At 54.5% G+C, this 20,181-nt stretch carries 17 protein-coding genes and 1 pseudogene; all 18 read left to right on the plus strand.

Translation table 11 applies throughout. The annotated features are described in order from the left end of the window. Positions 1 to 434 precede the first annotated feature (434 nt). The 18 genes and pseudogenes from hemL (at position 435) to B5F87_RS21310 (ending at position 20,162) form a co-directional block, all read left to right on the plus strand. Complete coding sequence (gene hemL, locus B5F87_RS00205) at positions 435 to 1,709, plus strand: glutamate-1-semialdehyde 2,1-aminomutase (protein WP_087276063.1); 1,275 nt, start codon at positions 435 to 437, stop codon at positions 1,707 to 1,709. Positions 1,710 to 1,777: 68 nt separating this feature from the next. After that, positions 1,778 to 2,539: a precorrin-4 C(11)-methyltransferase gene (cobM, locus tag B5F87_RS00210; protein WP_343215714.1), complete on the plus strand. Its 762-nt coding sequence runs from the start codon at positions 1,778 to 1,780 to the stop codon at positions 2,537 to 2,539. 65 nt (positions 2,540 to 2,604) lie between these two features. Then, the gene (gene hemA, locus B5F87_RS00215; protein ID WP_087275180.1) at positions 2,605 to 3,783 is read left to right on the plus strand and encodes a glutamyl-tRNA reductase; all 1,179 of its coding nucleotides are present in this window, start codon (positions 2,605 to 2,607) and stop codon (positions 3,781 to 3,783) included. A gap of 18 nt (positions 3,784 to 3,801) precedes the next feature. Further along, positions 3,802 to 4,557 carry a precorrin-3B C(17)-methyltransferase gene (cobJ, locus tag B5F87_RS00220; RefSeq protein ID WP_087275182.1) on the plus strand — a complete coding sequence of 252 codons (756 nt, stop codon included), beginning with the start codon at positions 3,802 to 3,804 and terminating at the stop codon, positions 4,555 to 4,557. 12 nt (positions 4,558 to 4,569) lie between these two features. Next, complete coding sequence (hemC, locus tag B5F87_RS00225; RefSeq protein ID WP_087275185.1) at positions 4,570 to 6,975, plus strand: hydroxymethylbilane synthase; 2,406 nt, start codon at positions 4,570 to 4,572, stop codon at positions 6,973 to 6,975. A 78-nt stretch (positions 6,976 to 7,053) separates the two neighbouring features. Next, positions 7,054 to 7,833, plus strand: a complete 780-nt coding sequence (gene cobS / locus B5F87_RS00230) for an adenosylcobinamide-GDP ribazoletransferase (protein ID WP_158096892.1) — start codon at positions 7,054 to 7,056, stop codon at positions 7,831 to 7,833. Positions 7,834 to 8,017: 184 nt separating this feature from the next. Then, the gene (gene cobT / locus B5F87_RS00235; RefSeq protein ID WP_242964196.1) at positions 8,018 to 9,091 is read left to right on the plus strand and encodes a nicotinate-nucleotide--dimethylbenzimidazole phosphoribosyltransferase; all 1,074 of its coding nucleotides are present in this window, start codon (positions 8,018 to 8,020) and stop codon (positions 9,089 to 9,091) included. Positions 9,092 to 9,104: 13 nt separating this feature from the next. Then, positions 9,105 to 9,743, plus strand: a complete 639-nt coding sequence (locus tag B5F87_RS00240; RefSeq protein ID WP_087275189.1) for a precorrin-8X methylmutase — start codon at positions 9,105 to 9,107, stop codon at positions 9,741 to 9,743. Next, the gene (gene cbiD / locus B5F87_RS00245) at positions 9,740 to 10,828 is read left to right on the plus strand and encodes a cobalt-precorrin-5B (C(1))-methyltransferase CbiD (protein ID WP_087275191.1); all 1,089 of its coding nucleotides are present in this window, start codon (positions 9,740 to 9,742) and stop codon (positions 10,826 to 10,828) included. Before B5F87_RS00240 ends, cbiD begins: the two co-directional genes overlap by 4 nt. 1 nt (position 10,829) lies before the next feature. Further along, a complete protein-coding gene (gene cbiE, locus B5F87_RS00250) occupies positions 10,830 to 12,071 on the plus strand; it encodes a precorrin-6y C5,15-methyltransferase (decarboxylating) subunit CbiE (RefSeq protein WP_087275193.1) in 1,242 nt (413 codons plus the stop codon). A 7-nt stretch (positions 12,072 to 12,078) separates the two neighbouring features. Next, positions 12,079 to 12,861 carry a sirohydrochlorin cobaltochelatase gene (locus B5F87_RS00255; protein WP_087275196.1) on the plus strand — a complete coding sequence of 261 codons (783 nt, stop codon included), beginning with the start codon at positions 12,079 to 12,081 and terminating at the stop codon, positions 12,859 to 12,861. A 9-nt stretch (positions 12,862 to 12,870) separates the two neighbouring features. Further along, positions 12,871 to 13,566 (plus strand): precorrin-2 C(20)-methyltransferase, encoded by a 696-nt coding sequence (gene cobI / locus B5F87_RS00260; RefSeq protein ID WP_087275200.1) that lies wholly within the window; start codon positions 12,871 to 12,873, stop codon positions 13,564 to 13,566. Positions 13,567 to 13,636: 70 nt separating this feature from the next. Then, positions 13,637 to 14,359, plus strand: a complete 723-nt coding sequence (gene cobK, locus B5F87_RS00265; protein ID WP_087275202.1) for a precorrin-6A reductase — start codon at positions 13,637 to 13,639, stop codon at positions 14,357 to 14,359. Positions 14,360 to 14,373: 14 nt separating this feature from the next. After that, the gene (locus B5F87_RS00270) at positions 14,374 to 15,816 is read left to right on the plus strand and encodes a cobyrinate a,c-diamide synthase (RefSeq protein ID WP_158096893.1); all 1,443 of its coding nucleotides are present in this window, start codon (positions 14,374 to 14,376) and stop codon (positions 15,814 to 15,816) included. Beyond that, positions 15,813 to 16,838 carry an adenosylcobinamide-phosphate synthase CbiB gene (cbiB, locus tag B5F87_RS00275; RefSeq protein ID WP_087275207.1) on the plus strand — a complete coding sequence of 342 codons (1,026 nt, stop codon included), beginning with the start codon at positions 15,813 to 15,815 and terminating at the stop codon, positions 16,836 to 16,838. The genes B5F87_RS00270 and cbiB overlap by 4 nt, the downstream gene beginning before the upstream one ends. 135 nt (positions 16,839 to 16,973) lie before the next feature. Next, on the plus strand, positions 16,974 to 18,041 hold the full coding sequence (locus tag B5F87_RS00280) for a threonine-phosphate decarboxylase (protein ID WP_087275209.1): 1,068 nt from the start codon (positions 16,974 to 16,976) through the stop codon (positions 18,039 to 18,041). Between the two features lie 15 nt (positions 18,042 to 18,056). Then, positions 18,057 to 19,541 (plus strand): annotated as a pseudogene (locus tag B5F87_RS00285) (cobyric acid synthase); the annotation flags it as partial. Positions 19,542 to 19,571: 30 nt separating this feature from the next. Beyond that, on the plus strand, positions 19,572 to 20,162 hold the full coding sequence (locus tag B5F87_RS21310) for a cob(I)yrinic acid a,c-diamide adenosyltransferase (protein ID WP_275532326.1): 591 nt from the start codon (positions 19,572 to 19,574) through the stop codon (positions 20,160 to 20,162). Positions 20,163 to 20,181 lie beyond the last annotated feature (19 nt).

A 20,181-nucleotide genomic window follows, 5' to 3' on the forward strand; every position in this document is an offset into this window, starting at 1 on the left:
GAGATACATTTGCTGAAGCAGTGCGGAAAAATGATATACAGCACCGCCGGCGGAAGCTGCCGCGTGTCTTAGTCGGCTGCCCCTGCAGTCTCAGAGTCTTATTCTTTTATCATGATATATGGAACAGAGACAGGTGTCAAGGGTGAGGAGAACTGTATTTTTCTGTCTTAGCGAGAGGAAAAATATTCCGGGAAAAAGTGGGAAATCAGGCATTTAATATAAAAAACTCGGAGAATTTTGGTAAAAATATAGGGAAAATAAATCAGAACAATTTTTTTTGCGGTAGAATGATACTTTTTTGACTGTCAAAATGAAAAACTATCTTTAGCCCGGATAAGATTCATGATATACTAGGAAAAGCGTTTAAAATGAACTGGTATTCTGCCGGAAATGTATCGGCGGCAGTCATAAATATTAAAAAGGAGGTTGTAGAATTGAATACAACAAAGTCAGAGGAGCTTTATAAGATTGCGTTGGATTTGATGCCGGGCGGTGTGAATTCACCGGTGCGTGCGTTTGGTTCCGTGGGAAGGAATCCGTTGTTTATCGATCATGCCAAGGGCGCGTATGTCTGGGATGTGGACGGCAATCAATATATAGATTATGTGTGTTCCTGGGGCCCTGGTATTCTGGGACATGCCCATCCGGAAGTGATTGAAGCGGTGGTGAAGGCCTGCTATGACGGACTGACCTTCGGCGCGCCGACCGGCAAGGAGAATACTCTTGCGGCCATGATCCGGGAGCTGATTCCGTCCATGGAGATGGTGCGGATGGTCAACTCCGGCACCGAGGCGACCATGAGCGCCATCCGTGCGGCGAGAGGATATACGGGAAGAGATAAGATCATCAAGTTCAAAGGCTGTTATCACGGACATTCCGACGGCCTTTTAGTGCAGGCAGGCTCTGCTGCGCTCACCCAGTCCGTGCCGGACAGCGCCGGCGTTCCGGCGTCCTTTGCACAGCAGACGCTGGTGGCTCTCTATAATGACAGAGATTCTGTCCGGGAGCTGTTTGAGAATAATAAAGATCAGATTGCCGCTCTCATCGTGGAGCCGGTGGCTGCCAACATGGGTGTGGTTCTGCCGGAGGAAGGATTCCTGCAGTTCCTGCGGGAGATCACCGAGGAGAACGGAACAGTCCTGATCTTCGACGAGGTTATCACAGGATTCCGTCTGGGCATCGGCGGCGCACAGCAGTGGTTCGGCGTGAAGCCGGATATGACCACACTGGGCAAGATCGTCGGCGGCGGCATGCCGATGGCAGTGTACGGCGGTAAGAAAGAGATTATGCAGAAAGTGGCGCCGACCGGCAAAGTATATCAGGCAGGCACTCTGTCCGGCAATCCGATTGCCACCACGGCGGGCATTAAGACCCTGGAGCTGCTCCGGGATAACCCGTCCATCTACGACAGAATCGAGGCCAACACGAAGAAACTGGCGGCGGCTTACAAGATAAGAGCGGAGAAGTTCGGTCTGAAAATGCACATCAACCAGATCGGTTCTCTCATGTGCGCGTTCTTCACCGATGAAAATGTAAAGGATTACGCCGGAGCGCTGTCATCTGACACGAAAGCTTATGCCGATTACTTTAACTACATGCTGAACAACGGCATCTACGTGGCGCCGTCTCAGTTTGAGGCCATGTTCATTTCCGGCGCACATTCCGACGAGGATATCCAGAAGACTATCGATGTACTGCTGGCGGAATAGGCGGCAGCCTGCGGCATCAGGCCGGAATGGCCTTTATCAATTAAGAGAAATACCTGTAGAAAAGGAGAATAGAGAGAATGGTACATTTTATAGGAGCCGGTCCTGGGGATCCGGAATTACTGACATTAAAGGGAAAGAGACTCATTGACCAGGCGGATGTGATCATCTATGCGGGTTCCCTTGTAAATAAAGAGGTTCTTGCGGGAGCGAAAGAGGGAGCGAAGATTTACAACAGCGCCACCATGACGCTGGAAGAGGTCATCGACGTGATGAAGGACGCCGAAGCTAAGGGGCTTGACGTGGCGAGAGTCCACACCGGAGACCCGGCGATTTTCGGCGCGCACCGGGAGCAGATGGATGAACTCAGTCGTCTGGGCATTGAGTACGAGGTGATTCCGGGAGTCAGCTCATTTCTTGCGACAGCGGCAGCATTGAAGAAAGAGTATACCCTTCCGGGCGTGTCCCAGACGGTTATTCTCACCAGAATGGAAGGAAGAACGCCGATGCCTCCGAAGGAGAAGCTTCGGGATCTGGCGAAACATAATTCCACGATGATCATTTTCCTGAGTGTCGGCATGATCGATCAGCTGGCGGAGACTCTCCGGGAGGAATATCGCGAAGATACGCCGGTGGCGGTTGTGTACAAGGCGTCCTGGGAAGATCAGAAGATTGTCATCGGCAATCTGACCAACATCGCGGAAAAGGTAAAAGAAGCGGGCATCACCAAGACCGCCCTCACCGTGGTGGGAGATTTCCTTGGGGATGAGTACGAACTGTCCAAACTGTACGACAAAACATTTACACATGAGTTCAGGAAAGCAAAGGAATAAGTTTGGAAGTGAACTTCCAAATCTACCATTATTAACGCAGCAAATGCGTCAGGAAAGAGGAAAAAATGGGGATTCAGATCATCAGTATCAGCCATAAGATCGCGCCTCTTCGCATAAGAGAAATGTTTGCGTTCACGGAAGAACAGCAGAAGGATATGATGCGGAAGATGACCGAGTACCTGGAGGTCTCGGAATGTGTGGTTCTGTCCACCTGCAACCGGACGGAAATGTACGTGTACTCCGAGTCGGAGAGCGTGGGCGTTGTATACAATCTTATGGAGGACGTGCTTTTGCAGTGCGCAGGCGCGGAGGAAGAAGAGGATATCGGAAATTATCTGCTGTTTTTCCATGGAAAAAAGGCAATCCAGCATCTGTTTCAGGTGGCGGCGGGCCTGGATTCCATGGTCATCGGGGAGGATCAGATTCTCGGGCAGGTGAAGACGGCCCATCAGCAGGCGAGAGCTGCCGGAACCACGGGAGTTTATCTGAATACCTTCTTCCGGATGGCGGTGACCAGCGCCAAAAAGGTAAAGACCGATACGGATTTGTCGAGAACTTCAGTGTCCACGGCGACTCTTGCCATCAAGGTGGCGGAGGAAGCGTTGGGCACGCTCAGAGATAAAAAGGTAATGATCATCGGAGCCACCGGCAAGATCGGCGGCATCGTTTTGATGAATATTCTGTCTCTTGATGAGGCGGAAGTTTACGTCACCACCAGAAGTAACAAGGTCATCAGTACCAAGCATGGGCAGAATAATTTCCTGACCATCGAGTATGAGGACCGCTACGATTACATAGACGCCATGGACGTGGTCATCAGCGCCACATCCAGTCCGCATTATACGCTCACCAGCAGCAAGATCAGAAAGAGCATACGGACAGAAAAGCCGAGGGTATTTGTGGATCTGGCGGTGCCGATGGACATCGAATCCAAGGTGACGGCTATTAATGGCGTAGCCTACTACAACATCGATGATTTTACCCGCATAGCCAAAGAGAACAATCAGAAGAAGCTGCGGGAGGCCCAGGCGGCCACCAGTATTCTGGAAGAGTACGAGCTGCAGTTTGAGCAGTGGATGGTCTTCCAGAAGTCTCTGCCGATCATGGCGAAGGTGCGGGATAACTTTATGAAGGTGACGGAACACAAGGGCGTGGAAAAAGCATTTGACCACCTCTTTTACTGGGTGCGGGAGAACAATGATCCGGAGGATCTGGAGATGTTTTTCCGGTGCCTGAATCATTAGAGCAGATGGAGGAAAACAATGGGTAAATTATACGCGGTGGGCTTTGGCCCGGGCGGTTATGAGCATATGACGGCGAAAGCCATTGATGTGATAAAAAATGCAGATATTATTACGGGATACACCACCTATGTGGAGATGCTGAAGAAGTTTTTCCCGGACAAGGAATATGTAGCGACGCCGATGACCAAAGAAATGGATCGGTGCCGGATGGCCATTGACCTTGCCAGCGAGGGTAAGACAGTCGCCATGGTGAGCTCCGGCGACAGCGGCATCTACGGCATGGCGGGTATCCTGCTGGAGATTGCCAACGAGAAGAAAGCCGATGTGGAGATTGAGACGGTGCCGGGCGTGACGGCAGCCAGCGCGGCGGCTTCTGTGCTGGGCGCCCCGCTGATGCACGACTTTGCGGTGATCAGCTTAAGCGACCTGATGACGCCGTTTAACCTGATCATGAAGAGAGTGGACTGTGCCGGACAGGGTGACTTCATCGTCTGCTTCTACAATCCAAAGAGCAAGAAACGTGTGGATTACGTGGAGAAGGCGGCGGATATCCTGATGAAATACCGGGATGCAGACACGCCGGTGGGCGTGGTGCGCCACGCGGGCCGGGAGGAAGAGTCCTCTTACATCACTACCCTTGGCGAGCTGAAAAATGCGCCGATTGACATGTTCAGCATCGTGGTGATCGGTAATTCTAACACCTATGTGAGAGAAGGCAAAATGATCACCCCGCGGGGATACGAGGATAAATACGGATTTGCCAATATTGGCTAGTCGGAGGCATTTATGAAAAAGACTATTAGAATCGGAACCAGAAAGAGTCTTCTGGCTCTGGTGCAGACAGAGATTGTAAAAGACGCGCTGCTTCGTGCCTTTCCGGAGACGGAGATTGAGATTGTAAAGATTGACACCAAGGGCGACCAGCTGCTGGATCGCTCCCTGACCTCCTTCGGGGGCAAGGGCGTGTTCACCGTGGAGCTGGAGGCGGAGCTTCTGTCCGGAGCCATTGATATCGCCGTGCACAGCGCGAAAGATATGCCGATGGAGTTTCCGGCAGGGCTTGGCATCGGCGCGGTGCTTTCCCGGGCGGACGCCAGAGACACTTTTGTGAGTCTGGACGGAACGAAGCTTGCGGACCTGGCGCCGGGCAGCGTGGTGGGAACCAGCTCCCTCCGGCGGGAACTGCAGATTAAAGAAATCAATCCGCAGGTGCAGATCAAGCTACTGCGGGGAAATGTACAGACGAGACTGCGCAAGTTAAAAGAAGGCCAGTATGACGGCATCATCCTGGCGGCGGCAGGCATCGAGCGTCTGGGTTACGACAACGAAGAAGAATTTCATTATGAATATCTGGAGCCGGGGACATTTCTTCCGGCGGCGGGCCAGGGCATCCTGGCGGTGGAAAGCCGGACGGACGATGCGGAGACGGCAGAGATGCTGGCGGCCATTCATGATGCGGAGGCGGCCTGTCTCCTTGCTGCGGAGCGTTCATTCTTAAAGACCATCGGCGGAAGCTGCAACGCGCCGGCGGCGGCATACTGCCGCAAAGAAGGCGGACGGTTCCTCATGGACGCTATGTTTGTGAAGGACGGCGCGCATCTGCGCCGGGCGAATATGGACATCACTGCGGACGCGCAGGGCATGCTGGAAGCGGCCACTCAGCTTGGAAAGGACATTGCAGGAGAAGTGAATAAAGGAATCGTATATCTGGTGGGAGCCGGCCCGGGGGACGAGGACCTGATGACAAGGAAGGGTCTCAAGGTACTCCGGGAGGCGGACGTGGTTGTCTATGACAGTCTGGCGTCCAGCTCTCTGTTAAATGAGGTGCGGGACGACGCGGAGTTGATCTTCGCGGGCAAACGTTCTTCTCATCATTTTAAGAAACAGTACGAGACCAATCAACTTTTGATTGATCTGGCGAAGGAAGGAAAAAATGTAGTCCGTTTAAAAGGCGGTGACCCGTACATTTTCGGGCGCGGCGGCGAGGAAGGACAGGAGCTTCGCGCGGCAGACGTGGACTTTGTGGTGGTGCCTGGCATCTCCTCTTCCTACTCGGTTCCGGCCTACTGCGGTATTCCGGTGACTCACCGGGATTATGCGTCTTCTTTCCATGTGATCACCGGACATGAGGGTAATCACAAAAACGGAGTCACCGTGCTGGATTACGGCACTTTAGCAAGGGAAGAGGGAACGCTCATCTTCCTCATGGGACTTAAGAACCTGCCGAATATTGTGAAGAACCTCATAGAAAACGGCAAGGACCCGAAGACGCCGGCGGGCGTTCTGCAGGAGGGAACCACCGCAAGACAGAAGATGGCGGTGGGAACTCTCGAAAATATCGTGAAAGTGGTGGAGCGGGAAGGCATACAGACTCCTGCCATCACCGTGGTGGGCGACGTGGTGAGCCTGGCCGACGAACTGCAGTGGTACGGCGGAAAGCCGTTGTCCGGACAGCGTGTGCTGGTGACTGGAAGCCGTTCCATGGTGGAGCGTTTGTCACCGCTGCTGAAAGAAGAAGGGGCGGAGGCCATCTCCTTCAGCCTCATTCGGACGGAAGCCATGGACACGCCGGAGTTTGACCGGGCCATGGCAGACATTGACAGTTACACATGGATTGTACTGACCAGCGCCAACGGCGTGGAATGTTTCTTTGATAAATTAAAAGCCATGCGAAAAGATATCCGCGACTTTAAGGATGTACATTTCGCAGTGATCGGCGACGGCACGAAGAAAGCCCTGGAAGGCCACGGCATTTACAGCGACCTGATTCCGACGGCGTATTCTTCCAAAGACATGGCGGCGGCCATGGTGCCGCACATGAAGCCGACCGATAAGGTGCTGCTGCTTCGGGCGGAGGAAGCCAACGCGGTGCTGCCGGATTCTCTGACGGCGGCGGGCATCGACCATACCTGTGTGTCTCTCTACCACACGGTGGTGGACGAGCGCAAGGCCGATGAGCTGTCACGGCTCATTGAAACCGTGGATTACATTACATTTGCCAGCTCCAGCGCCGTGCGGGCCTTCGTATCCATGGCGGGCAGCCTGGAAAATGTATCGGCAAAATACATCAGTATCGGCCCGGTGACCACAAAGACCGCCGAGGCGGAGGGACTGCATGTGGACAGGACGGCGGCAGTCTATACGGCCCAGGGCATCGTGGATACGATCATCGAAGATGTCCGGGAGAATTAGCGGCAAAAAGACGGCGGCGCGGCGGCCGGAAATTATGCGAAATTGCTCGCAATGCGGCAAAAAGGAGATGCTGATGAAATGAAAACACAAATAAAACGATTTTTGCTGACCCTGGGATTTATGACGAGGATTCCGGTCAACGTGGATCTGGGCGAGGTCAAAGATGAGGACATGCACAAAGGCTTTCTCTACTATCCGGTGGTGGGACTGATCATCGGTCTCATTGACATGGTGGTGTACCTGCTGGTGTGCCAGATTCTGCCGGAGATCTACGGCATCATCTTTGCCCTCCTGGCTAACTTCTTCGTGACGGGAGCCTTCCATCTGGACGGCCTCTCCGACACGGCGGACGGCATTTATTCCGCCAGGACCAGGGAGCGGATGCTGGAGATTATGAAGGACAGCCGCATCGGCACCAACGGCGGCATCGCCATGTGCTTTGACATTATGCTGAAGGTGGTGGGACTTGCCTGCTGCGACATGCGGTGGCTGATGATTCTCATGATGCCTGTGGCCGGTAAAATGGTGCAGGGCGCCATCGTCTACAAGGCGGTGTACCCGAGAAAGACCGGTATCGGTATCTACGTGGGCACGGTCAGCCTTAGTACCGTCATCGGCACGGTGATTCTCGGCCTCATCGCCATGACCGTGGCATTTTCCTGGTGGGGAATCCTCATGTATGCGGTGTTGTTCGTGCTGGCGTATCTGTTCCGCGTGTACATCACCGACAAGATCGGAGGAATCACCGGAGACGTCATGGGAGCCGGCAGCGAACTGGCGGAGATCTTTCTGCTGATACTGGTACTCATCATCACCAGATTCGCCGGATTCCCGGTGGGACTTTATGGAATATGGTAGGGTGATGTGGACAGAAGCGGAGAAATGTGGACAGAGCCGCCGTGGGAATCTGCGATATGTGGATAACCCTGTTGCAGACTTTGCAGAATGAGGGCGGCGGTACATTTGCAGGAATATGTGAGTATCGGGAAATGCGGCCCTTACATATATGGGTGGAAACGAGATAACGGAAATATCGGAAGGGATGATAGAATTGACACTGGAGGAAGCGATTAAGAAAATACAGCCTCTGGACAAGGAGGCCATGGCATATACTCACGCCCGCTGGAATACGCTGGGCAAGCCTCTTTACAGTCTGGGACGGCTGGAGGAGATGGTGACGCAGTTTGCCGGGATTTACGGGGATAAGAATCCGCATCTGGGCAAAAAAGCGGTTATCGTCATGGCGGCTGACAACGGCGTGGTGGCGGAGGGCGTCACCCAGACCGGACAGGAAGTGACAAAGACTGTCACGGAAAATATGACGAAACACAACGCGACCATCTGCATCATGTCCGCCATGAGCGGAGCGGATGTGATTCCTGTGGATATCGGCATTGCCACGGATTGCGATAACCCGGGCGTGCGGAACTGCAAGATTAAATATGGCACCGACAATATGGCCAAGGGCCCGGCCATGAGCCGGGAGGAGGCGGTGCGCGCCATCGAGGTGGGCATCCATATGGTGGAAGAGCTTGTAGCCAAAGGCTATAATCTGTTCGCCACCGGAGAGATGGGCATCGGCAACACCACCACCAGCAGCGCGGTATGTTCCGTCCTTCTGGACCAGCCTGTGGAGAAGGTGACCGGCAAGGGAGCGGGTCTTACCAATAAAGATCTGGAACATAAGATCGCGGTGATAAAGGAAAGTATCGCTCTCAATCAGGTGGACGCGTCGGATCCGCTGGATGTGCTGTCCAAGGTGGGCGGCCTGGATATTGCCGGTCTGGTGGGATGCTTTATCGGTGCGGCGGCGTGCCGGGTTCCTGCCTTTATCGACGGTTTTATCTCTTCCGTGGCGGCGCTTCTTGCCGTGCGGCTGGCGCCGCAGTGTGACCCGTATCTGTTCCCGTCCCACTGCTCCAACGAACCGGCAGGGCAGATGGTGCTGGATGCCCTCGGCAAACAGCCGTACATTCTGGCGAACATGTGCCTGGGTGAAGGCACCGGCGCAGTGATGGGATTTACCATTGCGGACTACGCCTTCAAGGCGTACTGGGAGCTGCCGAGCTTTGAGCAGACAAATTTTGGAACTTACGAGGATTTGAGTGATAAATAGAAAAGGAGAAACAATGCTGGATAGGATTGCGATTGTAAAACCGGAAGATATCGAGAAACGCAGCATGGAGATTATCACCAGCGAGCTTGGCGGAAGAACCTGGCCGGAGCCGGAGTTCTCCATCGTGAAGCGGTGCATCCATACCTCTGCGGATTTCGATTACGCCGACAATCTGTGTTTTTCAGAAAATGCGGCGCAGCTTGGCGTGGAAGCGCTGAAGCGCGGAGCGCACATTGTGACGGACACGAGAATGGCGTGGTCCGGAATTAATAAAAAGAAGCTGGCGTCCTTTGGCGGCGAGGCTCACTGCTTCATGTCAGATGAGGACGTGGCGGCCGAGGCAAAGGAGAAGGGCTGCACCAGAGCGGCCATCTGTATGGAACGGGGAGCTGCCCTGCCGGGCGAGGTGATCTTTGCCGTGGGCAATGCGCCGACCGCTTTGATTCGTCTCTATGAGATGATAGAAGAAGGCCGGGTGAAACCTGCGCTGATCATCGGAGCGCCGGTGGGCTTTGTCAACGTGGTGGAATCCAAAGAACTTATCATGGAGATCGGGCAGAAGGCCGGCGTGCCGTTTATCGTGCCGAAGGGCCGAAAGGGCGGCAGCAACATTGCGGCGACCATCTGCAACGCCATGTTATATCAGTTATGAAAAAATTAAGAGAAGGGGTCTCCACCGGCTCCTGCATGACCGGCGGCGCGGCAGCGGCAGCGCTGTGGCTGACCACCGGCAAATGCCCGGATATCATCACAGTGGAGACGCCCATTGGAAAAACTTTGTATCTGGATGTGATTCCCAAAGAAAAGGGAATCTGCGGCATCGTCAAGGACGCCGGAGACGACCCGGATGTGACCAATGGAAGTGAAGTGATCACATCGGTGAAGATTCTGCCCGAAGACGGGGAGATTACTTTCGTGGGAGGCGATGGCATCGGAACCATCACTCAGGAAGGTCTGAAACTGCCGGTGGGTGAGCCGGCCATCAACCCGGTGCCGCGGCAGATGGCGGAGAAAGCGCTCCGGAAGATTATCGGTAACCGGGGAGCCGTTGTGACGGTATCCATTCCCGGCGGCGGGGAGCTGGCGAAACGTACCTTCAACCCGCGGCTTGGCGTGCTGGGCGGCCTGTCCGTCCTGGGCACCACGGGTATTGTCCGGCCCATGAGTGAGGAAGCCATGAAGGATTCCCTGCTGGTGGAGCTTGACATGTACGCCAGACAGGGACACCGCTCCATTTTGTTTGTGCTGGGCACCACAGGAGAAAATGCATTGAAAGCCCGCTACGGCCAGTTCGCGTGCGTCCTGCAGGTCAGCAATTATATCGGATTTATGATCGAGGAAGCGGTGGAGCGGGGATTTACCGATATTCTCATCGGAGGCTTTGTGGGCAAGCTGGTAAAAGTGGCTTCGGGAACCATGAACACTCACAGTCATGTGGCCGACGGCCGGCTGGAGACCATATGTACCCACGCGGCGCTTCACGGCGCTTCACGGGAAGTCATTGAGAAGATTTACTCCTGCGTCACCACCAAGGCGGCCATGAAGATCGTGGAGGAAGAGGGCCTCATGGATATCTGGAAGGATATGGCGGAGAAGGCCGCCCTTCACTGTAAGAAAACCGCCCACGAGATGGCGGAGGTGGGAATCATTTTTCTGGATGGAGATAACCAGGTGCTTGCTGAGAGTGAAAATGTGCAGGAAATCCTGCCGAAAGTATTGAGACAACAGGAGGAATAGCATGAGCCGTTTGACAATTATAGGAATCGGGCCGGGAAGCGCGGAATATTTCATGCCGGCGGCGAGGAACCGAATGCGCAGCGCACACACAGTTATCGCTGCAAAACGGATTTTACCGATGCTTCAGGAAGTCTGCGGCAGCACGGAAGCGCAGTTCCAGCCCATGGGAAAGATTAAGGACACACTGGAAGTCATTGACGGCCTGCTTCATCAGGAAAAAGATGTGGCGCTGGTGGTCAGCGGCGATCCGCTGATGTACAGCCTGTACAAAACGATTCTGAATCAGGAGATCAGCGAGGACTGGGAGATGGATGTGATTCCGGGCATCGGATCCATGCAGATGCTGGGAGCGGCTTTCGGGGAGACCATGGAGGACGCCCGGCTTATGAGCGTGCATGGAAGAAGCCGGACGCCGGGCTCGGTGGCTCTCTGCGTGACGGAGAATCCAAAGGTATTTTTCTTGTGCAGCAAGGAACAGGGACCGGCGTGGCTGTCCCGGATCATGCTGGAATACAACCTGCATGACGTGGAAGTCTTTGCGGGAGCCAATCTTTCCTATGAGGATGAGATGCTGGTGTCCGGAAGCCCTGCGGAGATGGCGGAGAAAGAATTCCCGGCGCTCTGCGTGGCTATGATCAAGAACCCGCATCCTCGTCCGGTGACCCGTCCGTGTTTCCTGTCCGACGAGGACTTTGAGCGGGGCAGGACGCCGATGACCAAGGAAGAGATCCGTGTGCTGATTCTTCACAAAATGAAAATACATCCCGACGACGTTATCTGGGATATCGGCGCGGGAACCGGTTCCGTCTCCGTGGAGTGTGCAAGGCAGGCGCCTTTCGGACAGGTTCACAGCGTGGAACGGGACGAGGCAGCGATACATTTAATAGAAAAGAACCGGGAAAAGTTCGGCCTTGATAATCTGTTCATCTATGAGGGCGACGCGGCGGAACGCGCGGCGCATCTTCCGGCGCCAGACAAGGTATTTATCGGCGGCAGCGGCGGAAAGCTCCGTGAGATCATGGAGATCATCGATACATTTCCTAAGAAAATACAGGTCACCGTGTCGGCGGTGACGCTGGAGACCATCGCGGAAGCCGGAGAGATTCTTGGAAACTATGACGCGGATTACGATGTGATTCAGGCGACGGTGGGCCGGGGCAGAAAGATCGGCAGTTACCACATCATGGACACAAATAATCCGGTAATGATATTTACAGCGGCCATACATGGCCAGGAAAGGTAAGCGACAAATGAGTAAAAAAGCATTGATGATTGTCAGTTTTGGAACAAGCTTTGATGAGGCAATGCCAGCCATTGTAAATATTGAGGAAACCTGCCGGAAGGCGTTTCCTGAGTACGACTTCTACCGTGCCTTCACTTCCGGCATGATCATCCGGAAGCTGAAACGGACCAAAAATGTGGTGATCGACAGCCCGGAAGAAGTGATGGAGAAGATGGCGGCGCAGGGCTATGAGGAAGTGCTCTGCCAACCGACCCACATCATCAACGGTATGGAATACGAGAAAATGATGCGGATGCTCCAGCCGTACAAGGACCGGATTCCGGTGATCCGCGCCGGCAAGCCGCTTCTCACTGAGGAGGAGGACTACAGGAAGGCGTGCCAGATCATGATGGAGGAGCTGAAAAGCCCTCTCGCTGAGGACGAGGCATTTGTTCTCATGGGACACGGCACCGAGCACTATGCCAACAGCGCCTACTGCCAGTTTGAAAATATGCTGCGGGATCTGGGCTATGAGAATACTTACGTGGGAACCGTGGAAGGATTTCCGGGCCTTGACTACGTGATTCGCCGCATGAAGATCCGGGGCATCCGCAAAGTGCATCTGATGCCGCTGATGATCGTGGCCGGCGACCACGCAAGAAATGACCTGGCAGGCGCGGAAGAAGATTCCTGGAATTCCCTGCTTCAGGCCGAAGGCTTCGAGACGGATATCGTTTTAAAAGGCATGGGAGAGATCGACGGCATTGCGCAGATTTTTGTGGAGCATCTGGAAGCGGCGGAGCAGATATAGGAGGAATTTATGAAGGGAAAATTATACGGCATCGGCGTGGGCCCGGGCGACCCGGAGCTGATGACTTTAAAAGCGAAACGGCTCATTGAGGAATGTGACATCGTGGCCGTTCCTGTAAAGAAAGAGGGAGAGGAGAGCGTGGCTTTAAACATCGCCAGAGGCGCGGCCAGCGTGCCGGAGGAGAAAGTCCGCCGGATTCTCTTTACCATGAACAAAGATAAAGCGAAACGTGAGGAATGTCGGCAGGCAGCGGCGGAAGCCATCATGGAATATCTTGACGCGGGACAGTCCGTGGCAATGCCGGTGCTGGGCGACGTTGGTATCTACAGCACCTATTCCTATGTGCATAAAAAACTCATCCAGGCAGGATACGAGGTGCAGATGATCTCCGGCATCCCGTCTTTTTGTGCCGGAGCCAGCAAAGCCAACATCTCCATCGTGGAAGGCAACGAGGGCTTTGGCGTGATTCCGTCCTTAAAGGGAATCGACCAGGTGAAAAAAGCCATGGGAGTCTTTGATAATCTGGTGATCATGAAGGTGGGCAGCCACGTGAAGGAAGTCTACGATATTCTGAAAGCAGAGGGCAAAGAAGACAACGCCATTATTATCAGCAACGTGGGCATGGAAGGCGAGTACGTGGGACCGCTGCTGCCGGACAGAGAATACGGATATTTTACGACCATGATCATTAAGTCAGAAATGTAAGAGATTGAGCGGCGATGACGCAGCTGAAACTGCAGAATCGCCGTAATTATCCAGTTGGAAATGTAAGCTTATGAAATACGACGTAATAGTGATTGCCGGAACCACGGAAGCAAGAGAAGTGATCGAACGGCAATTAAAAGAACATAAAAAAGTGCTGGCGTCGGTGGCCACAGAGCTGGGCGCGCAGATGCTGGCGGAGTATCCGGTCGACGTGCACACGGGACGGCTTGACGAGGAAGGATTTGTCCGTCTGTTTGCGGCAAATCCATGCGGGAAGGTGATTGACGCCTCTCATCCTTTTGCCCAGGTGGTGACAGAGACAGTCCGCCGGGCAGCCGCGGAAGCGGGTATTCCGTACGAGCGCTATGAGCGCAGTCAGCTTCATTATGATTACGACCGCATCATACCGGTGTCGGACGCCGCGGAAGCGGCGGAGTATCTGAATACTACGGAAGGAAATGTACTGCTGACCACAGGCGTCAACACCGCGGCCGTCTATGCGGAGCGAGTCAAAGACGCCAGGCAGCGGCTCTATATCCGGGTGCTGGATACGCCTGCTTCCTATGAGGGCTGCGCCAGAGCAGGGTATCTGGAAGACCATGTATTCGGGGAGATGCCGCCTTACACGGTGGAGGATAATCTCCGTCTCATCGAAAAAACCGGTGCTGCGGTGATGGTCTCTAAGGACAGCGGTAAAACCGGAGGCGTGGATATTAAAATAGAAGCCTGCCGGAGAGCGGGTATTGACTGTGTGCTCATCCGGCGGCCGGAAGCACAGGGCAGTGAAGCATGAGGGGGCGGAGCAACATGACAAAAATGGAAAAACTTCCCCGGATTCTGCTGGCCGGAATGAACAGCGGATGCGGCAAGACCAGCATCACCTGCGGGATTCTGAAAGCGCTGACAGACCGGGGCATACGGATACAATCTTATAAATGCGGCCCGGATTACATTGATCCCATGCTGCACAGCCACATCACCGGGCAGCCGTGCCGAAACCTGGATCCGTTCTTTTCCACGGAAGAAGAACTGCGGGAACTGATGGCGAAGGACAGCCGGAAAGCGGAATTTTCCGTGGTGGAAGGCGTCATGGGTTACTACGACGGCATTGGCGTCAGCAGTGAAAAGAGCACACACACCGTATCCGCCGCCACCGGCACTCCGACTATTCTCATCATAAATGTAAAGGGAATGTCCCATACGATGATTCCCCTCATACAGGGCATGCTGGAATACAGAGAAAACCCGGTGCGCGGCGTCATTTTAAACCGCTGTTCCAAAGGACTTTATCAGATGATGAAGCCGGAACTGGAGCGGATACTGCCGATCAAAGTAGTCGGCTATTTCCCGAACGATGACCGGGTGCATATCGGAAGCCGCCACCTGGGACTCATGACCGCCGCCGAGATCCAGAATCTCGACGAGGTTATACAGTCGCTGGGAGCCATGGCGGAGGAATCCATCGACCTGGATCTGCTGCTACGGCTGGGAGAAGAAGCGGAAGCGCTGCCGGCGGTGCCAGTGCCGGGAGTCGGCGCGGAAACCGGAGAAACGGCCAGCGTGGCACACGAGTCGGCCATGGGCGCATCGCAGACGGCGTCCACCGCCCGCATTGCCGTCGCCTGGGACAAGGCGTTCTGTTTCTATTATCAGGAGAATCTGGACATTCTCCGGCAGTCCGGCGCGGAACTTGTATTTTTCAGCCCGGTCAATGACCGGAGCCTGCCGGAAAATATCGGCGGCATCTATCTTGGCGGCGGCTATCCGGAGACCTATCGGAAGGAGCTGTCGGAGAACATTTCCATGAAAGAGGAGATCTGCCGGGCAGCGGAAGCAGGCATGCCGGTGCTGGCGGAATGCGGCGGCTTCATGTACACCTGTGAGAATCTCATCGAGACCGACGGAAGCGCCATGTCGATGTTGGGCCTGATTCCCACCGACGTGCAGATGACTCCGCGGCTGTCCATGGACTTCGGTTATGTGACTATGGAAGCACAGCAGGACACGCCATTTTTTGATAAAGGAACGCAGATCCGCGTCCATGAATTTCATTATTCCAAGGCTGCCAAAAGAGGAGAAGTCTGCCGCATGGAAAAATCCACAGGCAGAAGCTGGACGGGTATGCACGTAAGAGGAAATGTGCTGGCGGGCTATCCGCATCTTTATTTCCACAACTGTCCGGAAGTGGCAGGGCGGTTTGTCCGGCTGGCGGCAGAGTACGAAAAAAGAAACTGTGAGGAAACAACATGAACTTAATCGCTTCGATGATACTGGGCTTTGTGATTGACCTGATCGTGGGGGATCCCCATGGGCTGATTCACCCGGTACAGATTATCGGCTGGTTTATTACAAAAATAAAAGAAGGATTGCAGCGGCTGATCTACGGCTGCTCCTATGAGGAGGCAAAGGCGCAGGGGTTGCCGCGAAAAGAAGATAAAGAGCTTATCGCCGGTTACGTGCTGACGGTGGTTATTGTGCTTGGTACATTTTTTATCATATCGGGCATCCTGTATGTCGCACAGCTGATTCATCTGGCGCTGCGATTTGTGCTGGAAACTTTCTTTATTTATCAGATTCTTGCCACAAAGAGCCTGCGGCGGGAGTCCATGAAGGTATATGCCCGGCTGAAGGAGGGGGATCTGGCAGGAGCCAGAAAGGAGATCTCCTATCTGGTGGGGCGGGATACCCAGGAGCTCGATGAGAGCGAGGTGGCAAAAGCCGATGTGGAGACCATCGCGGAAAATACCGCGGACGGCGTCATTGCGCCTCTGTTTTTCATCGCCATCGGCGGCGCGCCGCTGGGCTTTGCCTACAAGGCGGTCAACACCCTGGATTCCATGGTGGCCTACCGCAACGAAGAGCTGATTCATATCGGGCACGCTTCCGCGAAGCTCGATGATATCTGTAATTTTATTCCGGCCCGGCTGGCGGCAGTGATGATGATACTGGCTGCGGCGCTGCTGCGTTTTGACGTCAAAGGCGCGGTGCGGATTTTCCGCCGGGACAGATTTGCACATTTAAGTCCTAACAGCGCCCAGACCGAGGCCGTGGCGGCGGGAGCCCTGAACATACAGCTCGGCGGCACCCACAACTACTTTGGCAAGCCGGTGGAGAAACCGACCATCGGAGACGATATCCGTCCGGTGGAATACGAGGATATCCGGCGGACCAACCGCCTGCTCTACGTCAGCGCATTTCTGACGTTGGCGGTATGCTGCCTGCTGACCTACGCCCTGGTGTTCTGGCTGGGCAATCCGCTGTCCATCATCTGAGAGGCGGGGAGCGTCCGGGAACCGGGGCATTTCTGCGGAGAGCGGAGCACAAAAAGTATATACATTACATTTATAACGGGCCATTCCGCATAGGGCGGGCGTCGGCCCAAAAACACAAAAACGAGGACAACAATCATGAAAAACGGCGCGCACGGCGGAAATATATACAAAAAAGCAAAGGAGCTGGGCATCAGCGAAAGTCAGATCATGGATTATTCTGCCAATATCAGCCCGCTGGGGATTCCGGCGCATATCCGGCAGGCCATGGTGGACGCCATCGAGGGAACCATCAATTATCCGGACCCGGACTGCACGGCGCTGCGGGAGGCCATCGCCGGACAGGACGGCGTGGAACCGGGCTGTGTGACCTGCGGAAACGGCGGGGCGGATCTGCTGTTCCGGCTGGCGTTCGGGCTGAAACCAAAGAAGGTGCTGCTGCCGGTGCCGGCCTTTGTGGAATACGAGGAGGCCATGACGGCGGCGGGAGCAGAGATGGTATACGAGCCCATGACCGAAGAAATGCGCATCCCGGAGGATGTGACGGAGCGGATTACGGAGGATATCGATCTGATGATTCTCTGCAATCCCAACAATCCCACGGGACTGCTGACCGGACGGCAGCAGGTGCTGGACATTTTGGAGCGGGCGAAGGAAATGCACTGCCGGGTTCTGGTGGATGAGTGTTTTCTGGAGATCTGCCGGGAAGAAGAGGAGTATACCGTCAAGCCTTATCTGAAACAATATCCGAATCTGATGATTTTAAAATCTTTTACGAAGCTTTATGCTATTCCGGGAGTCCGTCTGGGCTATCTGCTCTGCGCGGACGCAGAAGTGATCCGTAAGGTGAACCGTGCCGGACAGGCCTGGTCGGTGAGCCACATTGCCCAGTGCGCGGGAGTGGCGGCGCTTTCTCATCCGGAATACAAGGCGGCCGTTATCGACGCCGTGGAAAAAGAGCTCATTTACATGAAAAAAGAGATGGCAGATCTGCCGCTGACCCTTTATGACGGCCGGGCAAACTATTTGTTTTTCCGGACGCCGGGCGTGACGGATCTGGATAAACGGCTGGAATCCCGGGGAATCATGATCCGGAACTGCAGCAATTACGTGAATCTGGGCGAGGATTACTGGCGGGTTGCCGTAAAAGCTCACGAAGAAAATGTAATCCTGCTGCGGGAGCTGCGGCAGGCGTTGGGAGAATAAGGAGGGAAGACAAGTATGGCAAAGGCAATCATGGTACAGGGAACCATGTCAAATTCAGGCAAAACATTTGTGACGGCCGGGCTGTGCCGGGTGTTTAAACAGGACGGCTACAAGGTGGCGCCTTTTAAATCCCAGAATATGGCGCTGAATTCTTATATTACAGAGGAAGGGCTGGAGATTGGCCGGGCGCAGGCCATGCAGGCGGAGGCGGCCATGATCCCTCCGACCCACTGGATGAACCCGATTCTGTTAAAACCGACCAGCAACATGGGTTCTCAGGTCATTGTAAACGGCGAGGTATATGATAACCTGAGCGCCCAGGAATACTATAAGATGAAAGATAATCTGGCGCCGGAAGTGATGAAGGCGTTTAATCATCTGGCAGCGGAAAATGATATCATCGTCATTGAGGGCGCCGGCTCTCCGGCGGAGATCAATCTGGCGGAAAATGACATTGTCAACATGGGAATGGCAAAGATGGCCGACGCGCCGGTGATCCTTGTGGCGGACATCGACCGGGGCGGCGTATTTGCTTCTGCCTACGGCACTATCAAGCTGCTGCCGCAGGAGGATCAGGATCGTTTCTGCGGTATCGTGATCAACAAGTTCCGGGGCGATGTGGAAATACTGAAACCGGGCCTTAAAATGCTGGAAGACCTGACCGATAAGCCGGTGCTGGGCGTCCTCCCGATGGAAAAAATCGACGTGGACGATGAGGACAGCCTCTCTGACCGCCTCAACCAGCGGACTTTCACCGAGGGCATCGACGTGGCGGTTATCCGGCTGCCGCACATTTCCAACTTCACGGATTTCAGCGTGTTTGAGCTGATCGACGGGGTATCCCTGCGCTACGTCAGCGATAAAAGAGAGCTGGGCGAGCCGGACCTGATTCTCCTGCCGGGCACGAAAAACACCATGGCAGACATGGAGTGGCTCATTGAGAGCGGACTGGAGAGCAAGATCATCCGGGCGTCAAAGGATACCCGCATCATCGGTATCTGCGGTGGTTTCCAGATTCTCGGAAAAGAACTCCACGATCCGGAGCATGTGGAACACGGTGGAGACATGCGCGGCCTCGGCCTGCTGGATACTTCCACTGTCTTCCAGGGCGGAAAGACCCGGACGAGGATTCACGGCTGCATCCGCGAAGAGCAGAACCTGTACGGCCTTGAAAACCGTCAGCTGGAAGGCTATGAGATTCACATGGGAGCTACCACCAATCTGGGCGGCGCCGTGCCGATGATCGAGCTGGAGGACGGAAGAACCGACGCCTACATGACGCCGGACGGCCGTATCTGGGGCAGCTACCTCCACGGAATCTTTGACAACGAAGATCTGGTCTTCGGTCTTGTCTATGATATCATGCGGGAAAAAGGAATTAATCCCGGAGAAAATCATCTTAGTGTGGCGGAATACAAAGAGATACAGTATAATAAGCTGGCGGATTTAATCCGGAACAATCTGGATATGGATCAGATATACCGTATCCTCTTCGACGGAGAGAAGCCGCAGAAAGATTTTGAAAAAGAAGTGACAGGAGAAGCGGCTGCGGGCGCAGACGAAGCCGCAACAGGCTGCGGCGGCCTGAAGGACGATACCTCAGGCAAAGGCTGCGTACATATTTACTGCGGCGACGGCAAAGGCAAGACCACCTGCGTCATGGGATTGTGCGTCCGGGCGGCAGGGGCAGGAAAAAAAGTGCTGCTGCACCAGTTCCTGAAGGATAACACCTCCAGCGAGAGGACGATCATAGATAAGCTGCCGGGCGTTACCGTGATGCCGGGCGCAAAAATGGATAAGTTTACCTTCCAGATGAACGAGGAAGAGCTGCAGGCGCTCCGGGAGAACAACGACGCCAATCTGGCACGCCTGTGCGACATGGCAAAAGATTACGATATGCTGATTCTCGACGAGAGCGTTTACGCTATGGACATGGGACTGCTCAGCGAAGATAAACTGATCGAATGGCTGGAAAAGAAGCCGGAGCATCTTGAGGTGGTCATGAGCGGAAGAAATCCGTCAGACCGGTTAAAAGAGCACGCGGACTACATTTCCGAGATTAAGAAGATCAAACATCCCTTCGATCAGGGCTTAAGCTCCCGCATCGGCATTGAGAAATAAACGCCGCAAAAAAGAGGTG

It is taken from the genome of Eubacterium sp. An3 (assembly GCF_002159465.1).
GTDB lineage: Bacteria > Bacillota > Clostridia > Lachnospirales > Lachnospiraceae > Anaerobutyricum > Anaerobutyricum stercoris.